This is a genomic window from Streptomyces sp. BK340 (assembly GCF_007827595.1).
GTDB lineage: Bacteria > Actinomycetota > Actinomycetes > Streptomycetales > Streptomycetaceae > Streptomyces.
Genome location: NZ_VISR01000035.1, coordinates 65890 through 85224, shown reverse-complemented (window position 1 = coordinate 85224; position 19335 = coordinate 65890). Strand labels below are relative to the sequence as shown.

Annotated in this window: 18 protein-coding genes; 6 read left to right on the top strand and 12 right to left on the bottom strand. The window is 73.0% G+C overall.

The genetic code is table 11. The features are described from left to right. Window positions 1-240 precede the first annotated feature (240 nt). On the top strand, window positions 241-1125 hold the full coding sequence (locus FB157_RS41030; protein WP_261386864.1) for a hypothetical protein: 885 nt from the start codon (window positions 241-243) through the stop codon (window positions 1123-1125). A 42-nt stretch (window positions 1126-1167) separates the two neighbouring features. Here the strand turns inward: FB157_RS41030 and FB157_RS41025 are convergent, their stop codons facing one another. Further along, window positions 1168-1566, bottom strand: a complete 399-nt coding sequence (locus FB157_RS41025; protein WP_145885991.1) for a nuclear transport factor 2 family protein — start codon at window positions 1564-1566, stop codon at window positions 1168-1170. A gap of 99 nt (window positions 1567-1665) precedes the next feature. Here FB157_RS41025 and FB157_RS41020 point away from each other — a divergent pair, with 99 nt between their 5' ends. Then, window positions 1666-2436, top strand: a complete 771-nt coding sequence (locus FB157_RS41020) for a class I SAM-dependent methyltransferase (RefSeq protein ID WP_145885989.1) — start codon at window positions 1666-1668, stop codon at window positions 2434-2436. On the opposite strand, the gene FB157_RS41015 is transcribed toward FB157_RS41020, so the two are convergent. The 6 genes from FB157_RS41015 to FB157_RS40990 form a co-directional block, all read right to left on the bottom strand. Next, a complete protein-coding gene (locus FB157_RS41015; RefSeq protein WP_145885987.1) occupies window positions 2414-3157 on the bottom strand; it encodes a GntR family transcriptional regulator in 744 nt (247 codons plus the stop codon). The genes FB157_RS41020 and FB157_RS41015 overlap by 23 nt on opposite strands. A gap of 309 nt (window positions 3158-3466) precedes the next feature. Continuing rightward, a complete protein-coding gene (gene snpA, locus FB157_RS41010; RefSeq protein WP_145885985.1) occupies window positions 3467-4276 on the bottom strand; it encodes a snapalysin in 810 nt (269 codons plus the stop codon). Between the two features lie 676 nt (window positions 4277-4952). Continuing rightward, on the bottom strand, window positions 4953-5921 hold the full coding sequence (locus FB157_RS41005) for an acetylxylan esterase (protein WP_145885983.1): 969 nt from the start codon (window positions 5919-5921) through the stop codon (window positions 4953-4955). Between the two features lie 210 nt (window positions 5922-6131). Continuing rightward, window positions 6132-6716 carry a hypothetical protein gene (locus FB157_RS41000; RefSeq protein WP_186581914.1) on the bottom strand — a complete coding sequence of 195 codons (585 nt, stop codon included), beginning with the start codon at window positions 6714-6716 and terminating at the stop codon, window positions 6132-6134. A 266-nt stretch (window positions 6717-6982) separates the two neighbouring features. Then, window positions 6983-7738: a ferredoxin reductase gene (locus FB157_RS40995; protein WP_145886040.1), complete on the bottom strand. Its 756-nt coding sequence runs from the start codon at window positions 7736-7738 to the stop codon at window positions 6983-6985. Between the two features lie 7 nt (window positions 7739-7745). Further along, entirely contained in the window at window positions 7746-8351 is a 606-nt protein-coding gene (locus FB157_RS40990; RefSeq protein WP_145885979.1) for a sulfite oxidase-like oxidoreductase, read from the bottom strand. Window positions 8352-8517: 166 nt separating this feature from the next. Between FB157_RS40990 and FB157_RS40985 the strand changes: the two genes are divergently transcribed. Both FB157_RS40985 and FB157_RS40980 read left to right on the top strand, forming a co-directional pair. Then, on the top strand, window positions 8518-9444 hold the full coding sequence (locus FB157_RS40985) for an NADP-dependent oxidoreductase (RefSeq protein ID WP_145886038.1): 927 nt from the start codon (window positions 8518-8520) through the stop codon (window positions 9442-9444). Then, window positions 9441-10226 (top strand): GNAT family N-acetyltransferase, encoded by a 786-nt coding sequence (locus tag FB157_RS40980; RefSeq protein ID WP_145885978.1) that lies wholly within the window; start codon window positions 9441-9443, stop codon window positions 10224-10226. Before FB157_RS40985 ends, FB157_RS40980 begins: the two co-directional genes overlap by 4 nt. A 6-nt stretch (window positions 10227-10232) precedes the next feature. On the opposite strand, the gene FB157_RS40975 is transcribed toward FB157_RS40980, so the two are convergent. Continuing rightward, the gene (locus FB157_RS40975; RefSeq protein ID WP_261386863.1) at window positions 10233-10673 is read right to left on the bottom strand and encodes a MarR family winged helix-turn-helix transcriptional regulator; all 441 of its coding nucleotides are present in this window, start codon (window positions 10671-10673) and stop codon (window positions 10233-10235) included. A gap of 83 nt (window positions 10674-10756) precedes the next feature. On the opposite strand from FB157_RS40975, the gene FB157_RS40970 reads away from it, so the two are divergent. After that, window positions 10757-11869, top strand: coding sequence for a hypothetical protein (locus tag FB157_RS40970; protein WP_145885975.1), 1113 nt, complete (start codon window positions 10757-10759; stop codon window positions 11867-11869). A gap of 63 nt (window positions 11870-11932) precedes the next feature. On the opposite strand, the gene FB157_RS40965 is transcribed toward FB157_RS40970, so the two are convergent. From FB157_RS40965 to FB157_RS40955, 3 genes are read right to left on the bottom strand one after another with little or no spacing between them, the layout of a single operon-like run. Then, complete coding sequence (locus FB157_RS40965) at window positions 11933-13189, bottom strand: DUF2201 family putative metallopeptidase (RefSeq protein WP_145885973.1); 1257 nt, start codon at window positions 13187-13189, stop codon at window positions 11933-11935. Next, on the bottom strand, window positions 13186-14439 hold the full coding sequence (locus tag FB157_RS40960) for a MoxR family ATPase (protein ID WP_145885972.1): 1254 nt from the start codon (window positions 14437-14439) through the stop codon (window positions 13186-13188). The genes FB157_RS40965 and FB157_RS40960 overlap by 4 nt, the downstream gene beginning before the upstream one ends. 44 nt (window positions 14440-14483) lie before the next feature. Beyond that, on the bottom strand, window positions 14484-15863 hold the full coding sequence (locus FB157_RS40955; RefSeq protein WP_145885971.1) for a hypothetical protein: 1380 nt from the start codon (window positions 15861-15863) through the stop codon (window positions 14484-14486). Window positions 15864-16187: 324 nt separating this feature from the next. Here FB157_RS40955 and FB157_RS40950 point away from each other — a divergent pair, with 324 nt between their 5' ends. Then, window positions 16188-17018: a putative protein N(5)-glutamine methyltransferase gene (locus FB157_RS40950; RefSeq protein WP_145885970.1), complete on the top strand. Its 831-nt coding sequence runs from the start codon at window positions 16188-16190 to the stop codon at window positions 17016-17018. Here FB157_RS40950 and FB157_RS40945 read toward each other — a convergent pair. Continuing rightward, entirely contained in the window at window positions 16990-19056 is a 2067-nt protein-coding gene (locus tag FB157_RS40945) for a SpoIIE family protein phosphatase (RefSeq protein WP_186581913.1), read from the bottom strand. The two genes, FB157_RS40950 and FB157_RS40945, sit on opposite strands and share 29 nt — an antisense overlap. Window positions 19057-19335: the final 279 nt, after the last annotated feature.

The following is a 19335-nucleotide window of genomic DNA, read 5'->3' as shown; positions in this document are numbered from 1 at the left end:
TACACAGATGCTGATTGCACGGTACCACTCGACGACGCGGTACGGCTGCGATTGGTCCAACACGTCGGCGGCGCGGCCTATTCCCGCCACTCGGGCTTCCTCGGCGACGGTGACCGCGCACTTCCCGTGCGCCTGGGCGGCTCAGCCGTATACCAGCGGAACCCGCACCAGATGTCCCCACACCGTAACGATCCCGGACGTCAGAGGACTTGACCGCCAACCCTGCACTATCGTCACGACATGTCCACGCCACCGCAGCCCCCGCCGCCGGCCGACCAGCCGGTGCCGCAGCCCGGGCAGCCCGCCCCCCAGTCGGCGGTGCCGCCGCAGCCGACGGCCTACCCCTACCCGAACCCGCAGTCTCCCCCGTCGGGGAACTTCTACGCGCAGCCCACGCTGGTCGGACAGGCACCCCCGCCCCAGGCGGGGGTGCCGGGGAACCCCTACGCGCAGCCGCCCCAGTACGGCCCGGTGCCCGCCCCGCCGCCCGGTGGCGGCGGTGGTGCCGGGCGTGCCGTGCTGTGGCTCGCCGTCGGCGCGGTCGTCGCCTCCGCCGCGTGGGCGGCCGGTGTGTTCCTGCTCGGCGGCATGAGCGACAGCGCGGACCTGCGCGGCTATTCGGCGCCCTCCAACATGTGCTCGAGGGCGGACTACTCCTCCTTCAAGGACGAGTACCCGGAGAGCGACTCCTCCTCGACGCACACCTCCCTCAAGGACAAGGCGCTGGACGAGAGTTACTGCAGTCTGAACCTGAAGAAGACCGGCTCCAGCTACGCGGACGCCTACCTCTCCGTGCAGGTGGACCTGCACCGGAAGACCGACCCCGGGCCGGAGTTCACCGCCACCTGGAAGAACTACGGTGACAGCCACACGGGTTACGACGTCAGCCCGGTCAAGGGCATCGGCGACGAGGCCTACCTGGTCAGCCAGGACACCACCAGCGGCTCGACCAGCGGATCCCGCTACGCCACCCTCGCCGTACGCGACGGCTGGGTGACGTACACGATGAGCTACAGCGCCTACCTCAGCTCGTACAACCAGGACAAGAACCCGCCCGCGCTCACCGACGTGTCCGACTGGCTGAAGACGGACACCAAGGCAACGCTGGAGCAGTTGAAGGACTGACCCCGAGGTCGCCCGAACCGCCGGGAGGCGGGGCCGCACCGCTCAGGCGGACCGCGCCTCCGCCTCCTCGACGATCTGGTCGAACCGCGCGCCCATGGCCGCGGCGAGGGCCTGCGCGCCCGACAGCGGACGGACCATGACCATGAAGTCGTCGATCAGTCCGTCCTCGTTCACGTGCAGGAAGTCGCAGCCGGTCAGCTCCCGGTCGCCCACCCGGGCCGTGAAGACCAGGGCGTGGTCGGAGGCGTCCGGGGCGCCGATCTCACGCACGTACCGGAAGTCCTGGAACACCTGGAAGACCCCGCGCAGGATCGCCGCGGTGATGGCCTTGCCCGGATACGGCTTGAAGACGGCCGGGCTGGTGAAGACGACGTCGTCGGCCAGCAGCGCCTCGACGGCCTCCAGGTCTCCCGCCTCGACCGCCTCACGGAACGCGCGCATCGGATCACCTCGCATAGTCAATTAGATGAATAGCTGCGGATGAGAGTAGTCAGCTGTGGAATGCGTGTCCACAGTCGCGTGAGCGCCTAGGCTGACGGGATGTTCAGCCCCGAAGGCCCCACGCTCCGCGAGCTGGCCGTCCAGGCGTTGTCGTCCGTCGAGCGCGGCTACGACCTGCTGGCCCCGAAGTTCGACCACACCCCGTTCCGGACACCCGACGCGGTACTGGACTCGGTGGAGCAGGCGCTCGAGCCGCTCGGCCCGTTCGAGGACGGCCTCGACCTGTGCTGCGGCACCGGCGCCGGGACGGACGTCCTGGCCGGGCTGTGCAGGCACAGCGTCACCGGTGTCGACTTCAGTGCCGGCATGCTCGACGTCGCCCGGCGCCGGGCCGCGAGCGAGAGGCTCTCACCCGCGACCGAGGGGCCGGGCGTCGCCTGGGTGCGCGCCGACGCCCGGGCCCTGCCGTTCACCGCCGCCTTCGACCTCGTGGTCAGCTTCGGGGCGTTCGGTCACTTCCTGCCCCGGGAGCTGCCCGGCCTGTTCGCCCAGGTCCACTCGGTGCTGCGGCCGGGCGGCCGGTTCGCCTTCCCGGTCCTCGCCCCGCCGCGCCCGTCCAGCCCCGCGTACTGGATGCTGTTCGGCTTCGACTCGGTGATGCGGGTGCGCAACGCCCTGTGGCGACCGCCGTTCGTCATGTACTACGGGGCCTTCCGACTCGGCGACGTCCTTGCGGAGTTGACGCGCGCGGGCTTCACGGTCGACCTGCAGACGCTGCCCGAGTTCGGCCGGCGCGGTGACGGCAGTCCCCGCGTCCGGCTGGTGTCGGCGCGCCGGGCCGACGGCGCTACCCCGCCGCAGGCAGCGTGAACTCGTAGACCAGCGCGTCCTGTTCGGCGTTCACCACCAGATCGGTGATCTCCAGCGGACGCGCGTACTGGTCGTGCACCCGCCGGGTCACCCGGACCGAGGCGGCACCGCCCACCTGGGTGATGGAGTCCCGGTGGTGCAGGGTCAGGCCGGCCCTGCGCATCCAGTCGTAGGCGCGGCGCAGCTGGGCGGGAGTCGCCCCGTCGGCCCGGTCACGGTAGCGGCCCAGCTCCGCGACCTCGGCCAGTGCCACGGCCGAGAACGACGTCACCGCCGTACGCAGCGACCGGCCGTCGGGCGTGGCAGACCGGTAGCGGTGCACCAGCGTCGGCCGGTGCGGGGCCAGGCCCAGCACCTCCGCGTGCTTCGGCGGCGGTGCCTCCCAGGTCACCGTCGCCCGGTCCACCGCCCCCAGGTCCGCCGGGCGGGCGCCGACCGGGAAGGTGAGCGAGACCGGGTCCTCGACCGGCCGGCCGGGCAGCGTGGCGTGGCTGCCCCGCCGGTCGGTGGCGACCACACCGCCGCGGCGCAGCACCTCCAGCGCCTGCCGGACGGTCTCCCGGCTGACCCCGTAGCGCCGGGCCAGATGGCGCTCGCCGGGCAGCCGCTCGCCGGGCGGAACGGTGCCGTCGTGCAGTTCGTCGAGGAGCAGCGACGCGATCTGCCAGTACAGGGGTCTGGCGTCGGTCTGCGGGGGTTCGTGCGGGGTGGTGCGGGCCATGCCGCGCCTCCTGTTGGTGACAAGACGTAGCCGTGCGGGCTCATTGCGCGACCAGATCTAGCATTGGTCTAAACCACGAGGGAAGAGCGTCCTGCCGGTTAGGCCGAAACCCGCCCGCCCGCAACGGTGCCACGGGGATCACGGCGAGCGGCGACTGGCCGAAAAGGGCGAGGGGCAGAGGTCGCAGGAGGAACGGCCGGCCGCCGGCTCCTGGTGCCCCCTCGGTGGCGTGCCGTCGACCTGAACACCCCTGCGGAGCTGCCCGGTCAGGCCGTGCGTACTGCTGGGTGATCTGCCGTTGCCGTGTGATCAGCCAATACGGATCAGGACGGGTGCGGGTGCCGGCTCGATGATCGCGGGCGTGCTGGGGGCCTGGGCGTCGCCCCTGATCGGTGCCTCGCCCCCACCGGCGCCACCGTCTGCGAGCGGGCCGGCGGTTTCGGGTGATCGTGTCATGCCCGGGGTCTGCGCGAGTCCGGTGGCCCACAGCTGGTCGACACGCGAGCGCTCGGTATCGTTCGGGTGGCGATCGGTGCAGAGCGGGCCGGCGGTGCCGCCCGACATCAGTTCACTGCACGGCCCGCCGTAGTCGTCCGGCAGGCCCAGCACGTGCCCGGTCTCATGGGTGACGACGCGGACCGAGTCGTACTGCTGGTTCTGGGTGTAGTCGAGGAAGACGTAGCCGCTTCCGTGGCCGTTGGTGGAGGTGTAGGAACCGCGCGGGTCGTTGCCCTCGCGGTAGGAGAAGTCGGCGCCACCGCTCGACGCCTCCTGGAGCTTGACGTTGGACTCGGAGCTGTTCCAGATCGAGGCCGCGCTCGCTATCTGCGAACGAAAGCTCGGTGCCTGGGAGGCGTTGTAGTAGACGGTCACCGCCTGCGCGTTCGGCTGATCGGCGCGCTTCTCGGCGACGGACTTGAGCACGGTCTCGAAGAACGCCTTGTTGTTCGCGGCCTCCTCGGCCGACCCGGCGTACTGCGCCACTGAGGTGCCGGTGGCACCGGACGGGGGGTCGGCGGTCTGGGCGCCGGACGGCACCGCCGCGGCCAGCGCGCTGGAGGTCAGGCCCAGGCCGAGAGCGAGAGCGAGGAGTCTCGGGGACGTTCGGGACGACTTCATGTGGGGGGCTCCTACTCACTCGGTGACGCCGAGCGTCCGGTGCGCCGTCGACTCTGTGTGAACACCGGTTCCGAACTGCGGCGACGTCCTGTGGGTCGTCATTCTTAGAACGGCTCGACAGGGAGTGCAAAGGGTCCTCGCCACTAGGTTGCCTCGTAGGTCCAGGGCCCTCGCCTGGGCAGTGCGAGGGCCCCAGGTCCGCACATGGCGGGCAGGAGGGCAGGCTGTCGCGGCGTCAGAAGCCTTGCGGCACTGGGCAACGGGCGTTCGGGCCGGCCGGGGGAATCCCGGGACGCGCGGCGGGATTCACATCCAGGTCAAGACGGACAAATCCTTGAATGTCCTCCATGTCGCGTCTACTAAGCGTGCAGGTTTGTCGGCGGGGTGCTGTGACCGACGTCATAGAACATGGGCTTCCGTCTCTTTCGCGCCCCACCGGCCCCAGGGAGCCCCCGGCGTACAGCCCGGCGAGCGGCGCCGGGGGAAAGGCCGATGGGTTCCTCGCCCGCCTCCAGTGGCGTGTACGCCGCCCCCGGTGGCGTCGGGTGCGATCCCGCCCGGACCCACCAGGGGCGCGGAGGACCGCACGTCGGTCACCCGCTCCCGGACCTGCACGAACCGCTCGGCGACCGCCTGCGTCTCCGTGCTCCCGCCCCTTTCCTCTCCTCCGCCGGCCTCAGGCGTACGACCGCAGCCAGCGCAGCTTCCGCTCCTCCTGGAACGGCCCGCCGCCCTCATGGTCGTTGAAGTCGTACACCTCGATCGCCTTGTCCTCGTACGCCCACGCGTTGAATGCGGCGAACACGGTCGACGGCGGACAGGTCTGGTCCTCCAGGGCTGCCGAGAAGAGCGCCGGGGCCCGGCCGCGGGCCGCGAAGTGCACGCCGTCGAAGTAGGAGAGGGTGCGCAGTACGTCGGCCGCGCGCCCCCGGTGCGTCTTCAGGAAAAGGCCTATCTCCCGGTAAGGATGACGCTCCGTCAGTGTCGTCGCGCGTGGAAAGTCGCACAGGAACGGCACGTCCGGGGCGACCGCGACCAGGTCCGGCAGCAGCCCGCCGACGGCCAGCGCGATGCCGCCGCCCTGGCTCTCACCGATCACCGCGGTCCGTGCCGCGTCGGTCAGCGGATGCGAACGAGCGGCCTCCACCGCGCGCACGGCGTCGGTGAACACACGCCGGTAGTAATAGTTCTCGGGAGCGTCGATGCCCCGCGTCATGAACCCCGGGTAGGCGGGCGCGGCGCCCACCGGGTCCGCCGTACCGCCCCCGCCGCCCCATGCGCTGCCCTGTCCGCGGGTGTCCATCACGAAGTGCGCCCGGCCCGTGGACGCCCACAGCAGCTTCTCGTGCGCCAGGCCGCGTCCGCCGCCGTAGCCGATGAACTCCACTACCAGCGGCACCGGTTCGGTGGCGCCGGCCGGCAGCCGCAGCCAGCCCTTGACCGGGTGACCACCGAACCCGGCGAACGTCACGTCGTACACCCGCACCGTGCACAGTCCGGTGTCCACCGGCTCGAAGCGGGCGTCCAGAGCGTGCTCGCGGGCCTCCTGGAGCGTCTTGCCCCAGAAGGCGTCGAAGTCCTCGGGTGCCCCGGACTCGCTTCGGTACGTACGGAGTTCGTCGACCGGGAGGTCGAACAGGGCCATCGGCAACCGCCTTCGCGGAGGGAGCGTGAAGGGATACTGCGCTCTCACCGTACGTGGGTGATCGGATGACTCGCCAGGTCCGTGTCGGATACGGACTCGGCCGACAGCTCCTTGCTCTTGGTCGCCTTACTGGCCAAGGCGGCGAAATCGCTTGCTGCCGAAGCCTGATGGGGTGATCGTCGGGGTTCCAGTGGTCGGGTCACCTGTCGGTCAGGTCCTCGGCTGGGTCCACTTCGGTCCGGTGCGCGCCCATCCCCGTTCCCACTCGGCCATCCGGTGGCGCAGCGCGATCCGGCGCTCCAGCGCGTGCCCGAGCAGGACCACCGCCGCGGCACCGCCCGTCGCACACACGCCGACCGTGATCGTGTGCTGCCAGACCGCGAACTCGTCCGGGGGCGGGGCGACACTGCGGCCCTGGGCGTCGAACCACACGGTCACCGGGTCACCGGGCCGGGTCTTTGCCGGGACGCGGGCCAGCGCGGTGTGCGTGCCGCCGCCCGGCTCGGTCCAGCGGACCCGGGCCCGGTAGGGATGATCACGGTCGCCCTGCTCCGTGGGCAGCCGCTCGGGTGTGTTGCCGACCACCACGGCCCGCACATGACGCCGCTCGGCCCGCTGCGACGCCGCGAGTGAGCGCGCCTGCTCATGAGCGCGCAGGCCCGCCGCCACCCCCGCCAGGGGTGTGACCACGAACAGCAGCACGGTGACGACGAGCACGGTCCATGCCTCGATGACGTCCGAGCGGCGACGCAGCGGATTGCGCCGCCAGCGCCAGCCACGCACCTGGGTACGCATGTCCACCTCCCTGCCGCAGCCGGAGGGCCGGGCGAACCGGGCACCGGTCGTCCGCTCCCGCCGCCGCACACGAGCGTCCACACCCGTCTCGTACCCCGTGCGGCGCACCTCGCTCACACCGCCTACCGCGACTTCAAGCCCTCATGGAGCACGGCATGCGGCACGCGCCCCAGGGCAGCGCGAGCGGCCGCACAGGGATCCCGTGCGCCTAGGGCGTGCCCTGGCCGGGGCGAGCGGTCCCCGGTCGAAGCGGAAGCGTTCGATCCCTAGCCGAAGCGCTCGATGCGGATGCGCTCTACCGGCTGGCCCGCCTCGACCAGCAGGCGGGAGGCGTGCTCGGCGAACCCGTTGGAGCCGCACACATAGGCCTCCCACCCACCCGGAGGCTGCTCGGCCAGGAGCGGCGCCACATGTGCGGCTGCCATACGACCCACCGGCACCCCCGCGGGGGCGCTGCGCGTGAACACGGCCGTCGTCTCCCCGCCCAACTCCCCGGCGTAGATGAGCTCCTCGGGGCTGCGCGCCGAGACCAGCATCCGCAGCGGTACCGCGAGGTCCTGCGCCCGGTGGTGCCGCACCATCGACATCAGCGGTACGACCCCGGAACCGGCCCCCAGCAGCAGCGCGGGCCGGTCGCCCGGCCAGGCGAAGAAGCCGCTCAGCGGGCCACGCACCTCGATCGTGTCACCGGGCCGGGCCACCGTGTGGAACCAGCCCGAGACCTCACCGCCCGGCGCATGGTCCAGGGTCAGCTCGATATGGCCGGAGTCGTCCGGTGCGGACGCGATCGAGTAGTGGCGCTGGGCCACGTAGCCGTCCTCCGCGGTCAGCCGCAGCATCAGATGCTGCCCGGGCAGGTGCCCGGCCCACTCCGGCACCGCGAGCCGGAACGTGGCCGCACGCGGGGTCTCCCGCCGGACCTCCGTCAGCGTGGCCGTCCGCCACGCTGACGCCGCCTGGCTGCTCACGGCGATGCGGCCGGGCACGGCGAAGCGGGTCGCGGGAGTGAAGTCCGTGGTCACCGTCGTCTCAGTCACCGGAGTACCGCTGTTCCTCCCACGGGTTGCCCCGCTCGTGATAGCCGTTGCGCTCCCAGAAACCCGGCTCGTCGTGGTCGAGGAGCGTGATGCCGGCGATCCACTTGGCGCTCTTCCAGAAGTACAGGTGTGGCACGAGCAGCCGTGCCGGGCCGCCGTGCTCGGGTGCGAGCGGCTCGCCGTCGTACTCCCAGGCGATCCAGGCACGTCCGCCGGTGAGGTCGGCGAGCGGCAGGTTCGCGGTGTAGCCGGTGTGCGAGTAGGCGATCGCATGGGTGGCGGACCCATCGGGCCGGACCACGTCGAAGAACGTGTCCAGCGAGACACCGCCGAACCGCACCCCGAACTTCGACCAACTGGTCACACAGTGGATGTCACCCGCGTACGACGAGGCGGGCAGGCCGTGCGCCTGGTCCCAGTCCCAGGTGTGCGGCCGCTCCACCAGTCCGTCGATGCGGAAGGACCAGTCGGCGGGCGTGAGGTCGGGGGTGACCTCGGCGGACAGGACGGGCCAGTCGTCCCCGGCGTCGTACTGCCCCGGCGGCAGCCCTGGATCGGCGACGCGCGGGCGACCCGTGAAGCCTCGGGTGACGTTCATGGTTCAACCGTACGCTGTCGCCACCGGTGCTCCGTCCCAGGTCAGTGCCCGACCATTGCGGCCGTATGAACTCTGCGCAGGGCCGGGAATAGCCGCCCCGCGCCCCTCCTTGCCCCTGAGTGCCGGCTGGCGTGCCGGTGACAGTATGAGGAAGCGAGGCGAGACGATGCCCAAGGCGTACGTCTTCACGCGGTACGGCGGGCCGGAGACCGAGGCGCTGACCGACGTGGAACGGCCGGCCCCCGGCCTCGGCCGGCTGCTGGTCGCGGTCCGGGCGGCGGGAGTGAACCCCGTCGACTGGAAACTGCGAGGCGGTTTCCGTCGCCCCGGCGAGAGCGCCGATCGCGTCTTCCCCGCGGTCTTCGGCAGCGAGGCCGCCGGTGTCGTCGAGGAGGTCGGCGCCGGTGTGACCGGGTTCGTCGTCGGTGACGCGGTGTTCGGCAACACCGTCGACGGCGGATACGCCGAGTACGCCCTGCTGCGCGCCGACCAGGCCACGCACAAGCCTGCCGGACTGTCCTTCACGGATGCCGCGACCCTGCCGGTCGCCGCGGCCACCGCCTACGACGGCGTCCGCCAGCTGGAGCTGCCCGAGGGCGCGACCCTGCTGGTGACGGGCGCGGGCGGCGGGGTGGGCACCGCTGCCGTCCAGATCGCCCGCGCCTTCGGAGTGAAGGTCGTGGGCGTGGCGAGCGGGAGCAAGAAGGAGTTCGTGGAGTCGCTCGGGGCCGTGCACGTGCCCGGGGGCCCGGGCCTCGCCGAGCGCGTGCGGGCCGTCGCTCCCGAAGGCATCGACGCGGTGTACGACCTGGTGGGCGGCGAGACGCTCGCCGAGGCGGCCACCCTGCTCGCCGACCGGACCCGGCTGATCACCGCGGGGGCCCCGCCAGAGGCGGTCGCCGAGCTGGGCGGCTCGCGGGTCGCCCGCGCCCGCACCTCCGCCGTCCTGGACGCCGTGGCCGGCCTCGTCCTGCGCGGAGCCCTGAATCCGCACGTCACCCGCACCTATCCGCTCGACCGGGCCGAGCAGGCCCTGCGAACCGTCGAGGACGGGCACGCCCGCGGCAAGATCGTGATAGAGGTGAACGAATGAGCGACCTGACCGCCACCAGCACCGGAACCGGCACGGATACGGGCACCGGCTCCGGCGGGCTGACGACGGCCCCGCACGTCCTCGACAACCCCGCCCTCGCCTCCCTGACCGGCCCGCACGCCCACTTCGCGGAGCGGCGCGGCCGCGTGCTGCGCTACCCGCCGGACGTCTCCCCGTGGCTGGCCCTGCCCAGCGAGCCGGCCGCGGACGACTGGGCGGACCTCGCCGCGCTGGCCGGCCCCGGCGCCGAAGTGCCGCTGGCCGGCTACTGCGGCGACGTGCCGGACGGGTGGGAGGTGACCTTCCATGTCGAGGGCGTGCAGCTCGTGGACGAGGGCATGGCCGCCGCGCCGGACGCGGAAGCGGTCCGCCTCGGCCCGGCGGACGTGCCCGAGATGCTCGAACTCGTGGCGCGCGCCAAGCCCGGCCCCTTCCTGCCGCGCACCGTAGAGATGGGCACCTACCTGGGCATCCGCCGCGAAGGCAACCTGATCGCGATGGCGGGGGAGCGGCTGCACCCGCCGGGCTGGACCGAGATCAGCGCGGTCTGCACCGACCCGGCCTTCCGCGGCGAGGGACTGGCCACCCGCCTGCTCCGCGCGGTCGCACACGGCGTCCGGGAACGCGGCGAAACCCCGTTCCTGCACGCCAGCGCCCGGAACACCAACGCCATCCGGCTGTACGAGTCCCTCGGCTTCCGGCTCCGCCGCCGCACCGCGTTCCTCGCGGCCAAGGCCCCCGAGCACCTGTCTGACGGGCGGGCCGCCGTACCGGTGCCGTGACCCTCCTCAGTCCGGGCCGGCCTCGGACGGTCCGGAGTTGTACCGCTCCAGGTAGGCCGCGAAGCGGATCAGGTCATCCTCGGCCCAGTCGGCCAGCCGCTCCCGGAAGGCGGTCCGGCGGCTCCGGGTGACCTGCGCGAGGATCTCCCGACCGGCCTCGGTCAGGTGCAGAACCTGGACCCGGTGGTCCTCCGGGTCCAGGCGCCGCTCGATGAGCCCGGACCGCTCCAGCGCGCCCACCTGGCGGCTGACCGTGGACTTGTCCAGTGCGTAGTGCGCGGCCAGGTCGGTGGCCCGGCAGCCGCCGCTCTCCTCCAGGTGACCGAGGAGGGTGTACGACACGAGCGACAGTTCGGGATGCATGCGTCCCGCCGAGGCCCGGGCCCGGCGGGCGAAGGTCGTCATCTCACGCTGGATGGTCTCGATCGCCGTCTCCGCTGCTGTCACCGGAATACCTCCTCCACCGTTCTAGTTGTATAGTACAACTTGAACTGAAAGTTGTATAAGCCAACCATTGGAGGTCGCGCCCGATGAGGTCACCAGCGCTACGCCATGTGCTCACGCACCTGATCACCCCGCTGCTGATGTGTCTGGGCATGGGGCTCGCGTACATGGGGGCCTTCGTGACCCCGGAGCCGAACCACCTGCCCGTCGCCGTCGTCGGCGCCGGACCCCGGGCCAAGGTGTTCGCCCAGACCGTCAAGGACACCGCGGGGGACAGGCTCGACGTCCGCACCGTCGACACCCGCGCCGGCGCCGTCGACCTGCTGAGGTCCCGGGTCGTCACCGGCGCCTATGTGCCGGACACCAGGGCGCCCGAGCTGCTGGTGGCCACCGCCGCCTCCGACATGGGCGCCACCGCCGTCGAGAAGGTCTTCACGCCGGTCGCCGCCGAGGAGGGCGTCCCGCTCAAGGTCACCGACGTGGCCGCGCCGGTCGCCGACGACCCCACCGGGCAGGGCCTGTTCTTCCTGCTGATCGCGCTCAGCATCGGCTCCTACGCCTCGGTCGCCGCCCTCGGCGCCGCGGGCGCCACGCTCCCGATGCGGATACGGGCGCTGCTCGCGCTCGGCGTCTCCGCCGTGGTCAGCGGCATCGGCGCCCTGCTCGCCGGGCCGGTGTTCCACCTCGCCCACCACGGGCTCGGCGGCCTGTGGGGCATGGCGTGGCTCTACTCGGCGGGCATCCTCTTCATCGGCGTGGGCCTGCACACCTTCCTCAGGCGGTGGACCACGCTGACCATGATGGTGCTGTTCGTGATGCTCAACTTCACCAGCTCCGGCGGCCTGTTCCGGCCCGAGCTGCAGAACGGCTTCTTCGGCACCCTGCACGCCTTCTGGAACGGCGCCGGCTTCGTCGAGGGCGTACGCAGCCTGCTGTACTTCGGCGACGACGGCCTCGCGCGCAACATCTGGACGCTCGTGGTCTGGCTGCTCGTCGGCCTGGCGGTGACCGCGATCGCGGCCGCGTACGAGCGCGCCCGGACGTCCGGGCGGACGGCCGCTCTTCCCGAGCAGGCGCCGGGCACCGAGCCGGCACCGAGCGCGGAACCCGCACCGAGCGCGGAGCCGGCCCGGCGGAAGGCCGAAGCGGCCATCCGCGAAGAGGCCGAGGAGGAGGTCGAGGAGACGGTCGGCGTCTGAACGGCGTACCGGGAGAAGGGGCGCACCGTCCGGCGACGGACGGTGCCCCTCGCCGTGCGCGGCTCACCGGCCCCCTGGCCCGATCGTCACCACCCGCGCCCACTCGGGCGGTTCGTCCGGCCGGTACTCCGGGTTGTCCTCGTCCCGGGACCCGCCGTCCGGCCGTTGCCGGGGAAACAGGCCCACCACCGTCCGGCACGCCGGCCGTGACTGCGGCCAGGGTGTCTGTCCGTCCGTCATCACCACGACGACATCAGGGGCCGGCCGTGCCCGTAGCGCCTGAGCGAAGCCCGTCCGCAGGTCCGTCCCGCCGCCGCCCACCAGTGGGATCCCCTCGGCCCGGCACAGCGGATGCACGGTCTGGGCCGCCGCGTCGCACGACACCACCGTGACCAGGTCGCGGCGGCCGCCCACGGCCCGGGAGATCGCGGCGACTTCCAGGAGCGCGATGCCCAGTTCGGCGTCGCTGACCGACCCGGACGTGTCGACGACCACGCACACCCGAGGCGGTCTGCGCCGCAGGCTCGGCAGGACCACGCCGGGCACCCCGGCCGAGCGCCGCGCCGGCCGGCCGTAGCTGTAGTCGTCGCCCGAGCCCGAGGCGGACACCGCCGAGCGCACCGCCGCACCCAGCAACTCCCGCCAGGGCTGCGGCGGATGGAACGCCTCCTCCGCCCACCGCCGCCATCCCTTCGGCGCGTCGCCCGGCGCGCCGGTGATGCCCTGCGCCACCCGGAAGCGCACCGCGTCCCGTTCCTGCTCGCTGAGCCCGTGGGCACCGTCCGGCCCCAGGTCCCACTCCCGTTCCAGGCCGTCGGCGCCGCTGCCGCAGTCCAGCCAGGCCAGCGACCGGTGCTGCGGCCCGAGCCGGAACAGCCGCAGGTAGTCCTCCATCAGCTCGCCCTCGGGCAGATCCAGTTGCGCGGGTGTGACGGCTCCCTCCGGCAGTACCAGCCCGTCGCCGTACACGTCGTCGTTGATCTCGAGGTCCGCCGCGATGTTCATCCGCAGCCGCTCCCCGCGGCCGTGCAGTCCGCGCTCCCGGGCGACCCGGTCACCGCGTCCGTGGTGGTCGCGCAGCAGGTGCGACACCTCGTGCACCCACACCCCGGCGAGGTCCTCCACGGGGGTCCGGTCCACGAAGGCCGGTGAGACGTAGCACCGCCAGTGCCGGTCGACAGCCATCGTCGGCACCTGCCGTGACTCGACGGGGTGCAGCGCGAACAGGGCCGTCGCCAGGTAGGGCCGGGCCCGGGCCGCATGCAGCCGGGCGGCGAAGAGCTTGCCGAGGTCCAGCGCCCCGGGCGCACCGGCCGTCATCGGCGGGCCCCGGACGCGACCGCGGACCGGCGGGCGGCCTCGTCGGCGCGCCGGGACAGGGAGACCACGCCGGCCAGCCGCTCGATCGCCTCCGGTACGTCCCAGTCCTCCCGGCGCAGGGAGGCCAGCGTGGTGGCGGGGACGACCACCACGTCCGGGGCCCCGGTCTCCATCGCGCGGACCAGCAGCGTCCACGCCGCGTCCCAGCGGGACCGTTCCGGACTCCTGCGGATCGCGTCCACCACGCCGTCCAGCACGGCCTGCCGCAGATCCCCGCGGTCCGGCAGCACGGCACCGGCGGGGTCGGCGAGCAGTACCTCGGGATCCGGCAGGTCCATCCGGTCCAGGCCCGCCAGCAGTTCAAGGCCCGGCCCGTCCCCGACCGTCCCCCTGACCAGCAGGGAAAGCACCTCGCGGGAGGAGCCGGCGGCGGTCGCGAAGGCGACCAGACGCAGGGTCATCTCCCAGCTGCGGGGCGACGGCCAGGCACCGCCCCGACGGCTCTCACCGCTGGGCAGCCGGTGCACGAGCGCCGGGCGCGCGGTGAGGAGGCCGCAGACCGCGCGACGCGCGACGTCGACGGCCTCCGGCAGCCTCTCCGCGTCGAGCCGGGGCAGGGTGGCCCGGGGCCAGGTCCCGCCCAGGCCGCGCACGACGACGTCGTGGTCGTGCGTCCACTGGAGGTGCACGAACCGGTTGGCCAGGGGCGGGCTCAGTTCCCAGCCGTCGGCGGCGGAGGACCGCGGGTTGGCGGCGGCCACGATCCGGACACCGGGCGGCAGCCGCAGCGCGCCGATCCGCCGCTCCAGCACCACCCGGAGCAGGGCCGCCTGGACGGCGGGCGGTGCGGTGGACAGCTCGTCCAGGAACAGCAGCCCGCGCCCGGCCCGGACCAGCCGCACCGCCCAGTCCGGCGGGGCCATCGGGACCCCCTGCTGCGCCGGGTCGTCGCCCACGACCGGCAGCCCCGAGAAGTCGGACGGTTCGTGGACGCTGGCGATCACGGTGGTCAGCGGCAGGTCCAGGGCGCTCGCCAGCTGCTTCAGCGCGGCCGTCTTGCCGATGCCCGGCTCGCCCCACAGCAGCACGGGGAGGTCGGCGGCCACGGCCAGGGTCAGCGCCTCCAGCTGGGTGTCGGTGCGAGGCTCGGTGGTCGCGTCCCCCAGCAGGGCCAACAGGTCGGCGGCGACGTCGAGTTGAGAGGTGTGGGAGCGCATGTCGGGCAGGACGGAAGGAGTGCACGAGGGCATGTGTGATCACCTGGGGTGTGAAGTCGGCGGAGTGGAACGTGAATTCAGCGCAGGAAGGTCGCCTGACGAGGACGTCGGCGGTGGTGCAGGGCGGCGCGGGGCTTGGGATCGACAGGGGCGGGTCCGGCACCGACGAGACCCGCCCGGTAGAGCCCGTACGTGATCTTCCGGGCCGCGGCCGCCTCCAGCTCGTCCCGCAGGGAACCGTCACGCAGCAGCGCGTCGGGACCCAGCAGGCCCTCGACCACGGCGAGCGCGCCCGCGGTGTCGCCGTGGTCCAGGCGTTCGCGCACACCCGTGAGGCAGTCCGGACGCCGGTGCGCCTCGTCGATGGCCCGCAGACAGGGGAGCGGCGGCCCGCCGAGCGCGACCAGCAGGTCCTCGCGCCGGATCTCCTCCGGAGCGTGGTCCAGCGGGGCCAGCACTCCGTCGACCAGGCCGATCCGGTGCCGGGCTCCCCGGCACTCCACGAGCCGCGGCTGCCCCGCCCGGTCGGGACGGCGAGGCGGACCGGACGGCGCGTGACCGGGCGCGAGCGCGGCCGCGACCAGCGGGTGCAGGCGGTCGGGTTCGAGCAGACCGGCCCGCAGCAGCTCCAGATCCGGCAGGACCCAGGTCGCCGCGTCGGGCAGGACGGGCAGCGCGGACACGCCGCCCGCGGGCAGTGACGCCGCGACCCGCAGGGCGGCCGGAGCCCCCCGGCCGCCGTTCGCGACCAGGTCCAGCACCAGTCGGCGCCGGCCGCCGAGCCGTACGACGAAGGGGCCGGCGGACCGTCCCTCGGCGGCGAGCAGGAGGGCGGCCTCGGCCGTCCACCGGCCGGTGGCACAGCCGGCTCCCGGCGGCACCGGGTCCGGCAGCTCCGGTTCCGTCACCGGTGCGTCGGCCCCGGACCGCTCCGGCAGTTCACCGGCTCTGCGCGCATCCCACAGGTGCCGGTGCAGATCGAGCCGGTAGCGCCGGCTGGGGCGCGGATGCGGATGCCGGGCGGTGCCCGAGCGGGACCCGTCCCACAGCGCGAGACCGATCCGCTGACCGCCGTCGGCCCAGGCGGGAGGCGTCCGGGCGACCAGGTGCACCGGGCCGCCGTGGGCCCCGCAGCCGTCGTACCGGGCCAGGGTGAGGGTCAGCCCCGGGCGTAGCAGCCCGTCGGGTGCGACCCTCGGCATGTGCCAGCGCAGCAGGTCGGGAGCGAGGTGGCGGAGGTCGGAGCGGACCCGGGCCGCGAGGTCCCGGCCGTGGTCGCGGGCGACCGAACGCAGATCGAGATCGATGTCGACACCGGCGGCGGCACACGCCCCCGCCCAGTCCCCGGTGCGGCGGCGGACGGTCGCGGTCTCGATCATGGAAGGCGGCACGGCGAACTCGCGCACGCGCAGCCACAAGGAGAGGCGGGAATCCCCGTACGCGGTCTGAGTGAGCATCAGCGCTCACCTTGCGCGGACGGGACCCCCGATCTGTCATCAGAGTGAGTGGTCATCGCGGCGATCGTAACGGGCCGCGCTGTGCCGCGCCAGGGAGTTTCGAACTCGGCGCGGACGACGGCCGATGACGCCACTGGGGTAAGGTGACGGTCCGGCCGCGCACGGGACGCGGCCACCGGCTGTCGAGGAGGTGGGACCCATTACCGCTGTGTCAGTTGGGGTGCTCTCTCCTTGTGACAGCCTTCTGTGACAGCGCGGACCACCGGTACCGGTGACCGCGAGAGCGCCCTTCGGCTCAAGGTTTCCGAAAGGCTCGCGGCTTCCATGCCCTCTCTGCCCCCGCTCTCCCCTTCCGCCGTCGTCTCCGCGCTGCGCGCCGCCGGGTGCGTCTTCGCCGAGGACGAGGCGGAGTTGCTCCTCGCCGCCGCCCGCACTCCCGGGGAACTGTCCGCGATGGTGGACCGGCGTGCCGCCGGACTTCCGCTCGAACTCGTCCTCGGCTGGGCCGAGTTCCACGGTCTGCGGATCACCGTGGACGAGGGCGTCTTCGTCCCCCGCCGCCGGACCGAGTTCCTGATCGACCAGGCCCTGGCCCAGTCCCCGGACGCACGGGTCGTGGTCGACCTGTGCTGCGGCTCCGGTGCGCTCGGTGTGGCCCTGGCCGCCGTACTGGGCGCCGTCGAGGTGCACGCCGCCGACATCGATCCGGCGGCCGTACGCTGCGCCCGCCGCAACCTCACCCCGTACGGCGGCCGGGTCCACGTGGGCGACCTGTTCGACGCCCTGCCCACCGGACTGCGGGGTCGCGTCGGCATCCTCACGGCCAACGTCCCCTACGTGCCCAGCGCCGAGGTGGCGCTCCTCCCGGCGGAGGCCCGTGACCACGAGCCGCAGACCGCCCTCGACGGCGGCGCGGACGGCCTCGACGTGCTGCGCCGGGTGGCCGCCGGGGCCCCGGAGTGGCTGGCGCCCGGCGGCTGCCTCCTGACCGAGACCAGCGAACGCCAGGCGCAGGCGGCCGTTGAGGCGTTCACACGCGCCGGCCTGACGACCCGTCTGGCGGTGGCGGACGAGGCGTACGCGCACGTCGTGATCGGCGTACTGGAACAGGCCGGCTCCGCGCAGCTCACTCCAGTTCCTGGGCCCGGGCGATGAGCAGGGCCACGTCGTCGTGGTTGTCGGGGTGGTGCAGCGTCCGCAGGAGCAGGTCGCAGGCCTCCTCCAGGGGGCGGGCGGGGTCGCCGAGCAGGGACAGCAGGAAGTCCAGGCGTTCGTCCAGCGAATGACGGCGGGTCTCGACCAGCCCGTCGGTGTAGAACACCAGCTCGTCGCCCGGCTCGAAGTCGACCGTCACGGTGGAGAACCCGACCCCGCCCACGCCCAGCGGGACCCCGGTGGGCAGGTCGAGCAGCTCCGGCGGATGGCCGGGACGCACCCGGGCCGGGGGCAGGTGGCCGGCGTTGGCGATCCGGCACTGCCGCAGATGCGGGTCGTGGACGGCGTACACGCAGGTGGCGATCGAGTGGTCCAGGGCCGACGTCGTCTTGTCCAGGTGCTCCAGCAGCAGCGCCGGGTCGAGGCCGAGTGAGGCCAGCGTGGTGGTCGCGGTGCGCAGTTGGCCCATCGTGGCGGCGGCGCTGATGCCGCTGCCCATCACGTCGCCCACCACGAGCGCCGTGCGGTCGCCCTCCAGCGGGATGACGTCGAACCAGTCGCCGCCGACCTCGCTGGTGGCGCCCGCGGGCTGGTAGCGGTACGCCACCTCGAGGCCCGTGGTGACCGGCGGATGGCTTGGCAGCAGGCTGCGCTGCAGGGTGAGCGCGGTGTTACGGGCGTTCTGGTACCAGCGGGCGTTGTCGATCTGCACGGCCGCGCGGGCCGCCAGCTCGCGTGCCAGCAGGACGTCGTCCTCGTCGAAGGGCGCCGGATTGCGGGTCCGCTTGAGGTCGAGGGCGCCCAGTACCTCGCCGCGGGCGATCAGCGGCACGGCCAGATACGAGTGCAGGCCCGCCCGGCCCAGCAGCACGGCCGCCTCGGGGGAGCGGGCGATGCGCGGCAGATCCTCGTCCTTCACATGCCGCACCAGCACCGCCTCACCCGTGCGGACGCACTCGGTGACCAGCCGGTCGGGCCCGTACGTGGCGATCCGGCCGGGCGCGTCGGCGGCCCGGACGGCGTCCGACTGCTGCTCGGCGCGCAGGGCCAGGGCCCGGATCACCGCGGACTCCGAGGGGCCGAGCGTGCTGGGCCGGCCCTCCACCACGGCGTCCAGCAGGTCGACGGCGGCCACGTCGGCCAGCGCGGGCACGGCGACCTCGGCCAGCTCGAACGCGGTGCGCTCCAGCTCGAGCGTCGTACCGATCCGGGCGGAGGCGTCGGCGATGACGGCGAGCCGGCGCCGCGCGTTCTCGGTCTCGATGCGCCCGCGGTAGGCCTCGGTGATGTCGACCACCGAGGCCGCGACGCCGAGCACGGTGCCCACCGAGTCCTCCAGCCGGTAGAGCGACAGCGACCAGGCGTGGTCCTCGTCCGGATCCGCCGGGGTCCGGCCGATGGTGGCCTGGGCGACCAGGGGCACCCCGGTCTCCATGACCCGGCGGGCCGCGTCCTCCAGGGCGTCGACGTCCAGCAGCGGCAGCATCTCGCCGACGGTCCGCCCGACGTGCTCCTCGGCGGAGATGCCGTTGATCTTCGCCAGGGCAGGGTTGACCGAGACGTACCGCAGGTCCGTGTCGAACACCGCGAATCCGATCGGCGCCTGTTTCACCATCCGCTCGGACAGCGCCACGTCCTGTTCGAGGCGGCGCACCGTGGACCGGTCGGCCGCGAGCCCCAGCGCGTACACGTCGCCCTGGTCGTCCAGCAGGCGCATGTTGCGGAACTCCACCAGCCGCGTGCCGCCGTCCTTGACCCGGACGGGGAACGCCCCGGCCCAGCTCTGACCGGTCTGCATCACGTCGGCGAACAGCTTGCCGACCAGTTCGATGTGCTCGTCGTGCACCATCAGCCGCGCGGCGAACTCCCCCAGCGCCTCCTGCGCCGAGTAGCCGAACAACTCCTCCGCCTGGGGGCTCCACAGCACGATGCGGCCCTCGGCGTCCAGCACCACCGACGCCACGCTCAGTACGTCGAGCAGCCCGCTCGGACGCACCGGCCCGCCGCCCTCGGCCACCGGAGCCCCGGCTGCACTCATGCCATGCACCGCCTTCGCCCGTCCGCACGGCACACCGTCCCCCGTGCCGACTCCCCTTGTTCTATCGCGCTCACACCCCACTCGCCGACGCCGTCGCCGACCATCTCCACCATCTCTCGACACGGCAGCGGACGTCCGCCGAAGTAACCACCCCCGTGACCGGCGGGCAAGTCCCCGGGCCGGGAGAGTTCACGCTGATGTTGCTCATTGGTCTGTACATGACCATCGAGCGACGCCAGACTGTCCGCCGACCGAGTGCCCCACCCCCCGTTCGAGGAG

Bases quoted from the DNA above. Each gene is read 5' to 3' on its own strand.
- FB157_RS41030 (WP_261386864.1), top strand. From the start codon at position 241: ATGTCCACGCCACCGCAGCCCCCGCCGCCGGCCGACCAGCCGGTGCCG.
- FB157_RS41025 (WP_145885991.1), bottom strand. From the start codon at position 1,566: ATGCGCGCGTTCCGTGAGGCGGTCGAGGCGGGAGACCTGGAGGCCGTC.
- FB157_RS41020 (WP_145885989.1), top strand. From the start codon at position 1,666: ATGTTCAGCCCCGAAGGCCCCACGCTCCGCGAGCTGGCCGTCCAGGCG.
- FB157_RS41015 (WP_145885987.1), bottom strand. From the start codon at position 3,157: ATGGCCCGCACCACCCCGCACGAACCCCCGCAGACCGACGCCAGACCC.
- snpA (WP_145885985.1), bottom strand. From the start codon at position 4,276: ATGAAGTCGTCCCGAACGTCCCCGAGACTCCTCGCTCTCGCTCTCGGC.
- FB157_RS41005 (WP_145885983.1), bottom strand. From the start codon at position 5,921: ATGGCCCTGTTCGACCTCCCGGTCGACGAACTCCGTACGTACCGAAGC.
- FB157_RS41000 (WP_186581914.1), bottom strand. From the start codon at position 6,716: ATGCGTACCCAGGTGCGTGGCTGGCGCTGGCGGCGCAATCCGCTGCGT.
- FB157_RS40990 (WP_145885979.1), bottom strand. From the start codon at position 8,351: ATGAACGTCACCCGAGGCTTCACGGGTCGCCCGCGCGTCGCCGATCCA.
- FB157_RS40985 (WP_145886038.1), top strand. From the start codon at position 8,518: ATGCCCAAGGCGTACGTCTTCACGCGGTACGGCGGGCCGGAGACCGAG.
- FB157_RS40980 (WP_145885978.1), top strand. From the start codon at position 9,441: ATGAGCGACCTGACCGCCACCAGCACCGGAACCGGCACGGATACGGGC.
- FB157_RS40970 (WP_145885975.1), top strand. From the start codon at position 10,757: ATGAGGTCACCAGCGCTACGCCATGTGCTCACGCACCTGATCACCCCG.
- FB157_RS40965 (WP_145885973.1), bottom strand. From the start codon at position 13,189: ATGACGGCCGGTGCGCCCGGGGCGCTGGACCTCGGCAAGCTCTTCGCC.
- FB157_RS40960 (WP_145885972.1), bottom strand. From the start codon at position 14,439: ATGCCCTCGTGCACTCCTTCCGTCCTGCCCGACATGCGCTCCCACACC.
- FB157_RS40955 (WP_145885971.1), bottom strand. From the start codon at position 15,863: ATGCTCACTCAGACCGCGTACGGGGATTCCCGCCTCTCCTTGTGGCTG.
- FB157_RS40950 (WP_145885970.1), top strand. From the start codon at position 16,188: ATGCCCTCTCTGCCCCCGCTCTCCCCTTCCGCCGTCGTCTCCGCGCTG.
- FB157_RS40945 (WP_186581913.1), bottom strand. From the start codon at position 19,056: ATGAGTGCAGCCGGGGCTCCGGTGGCCGAGGGCGGCGGGCCGGTGCGT.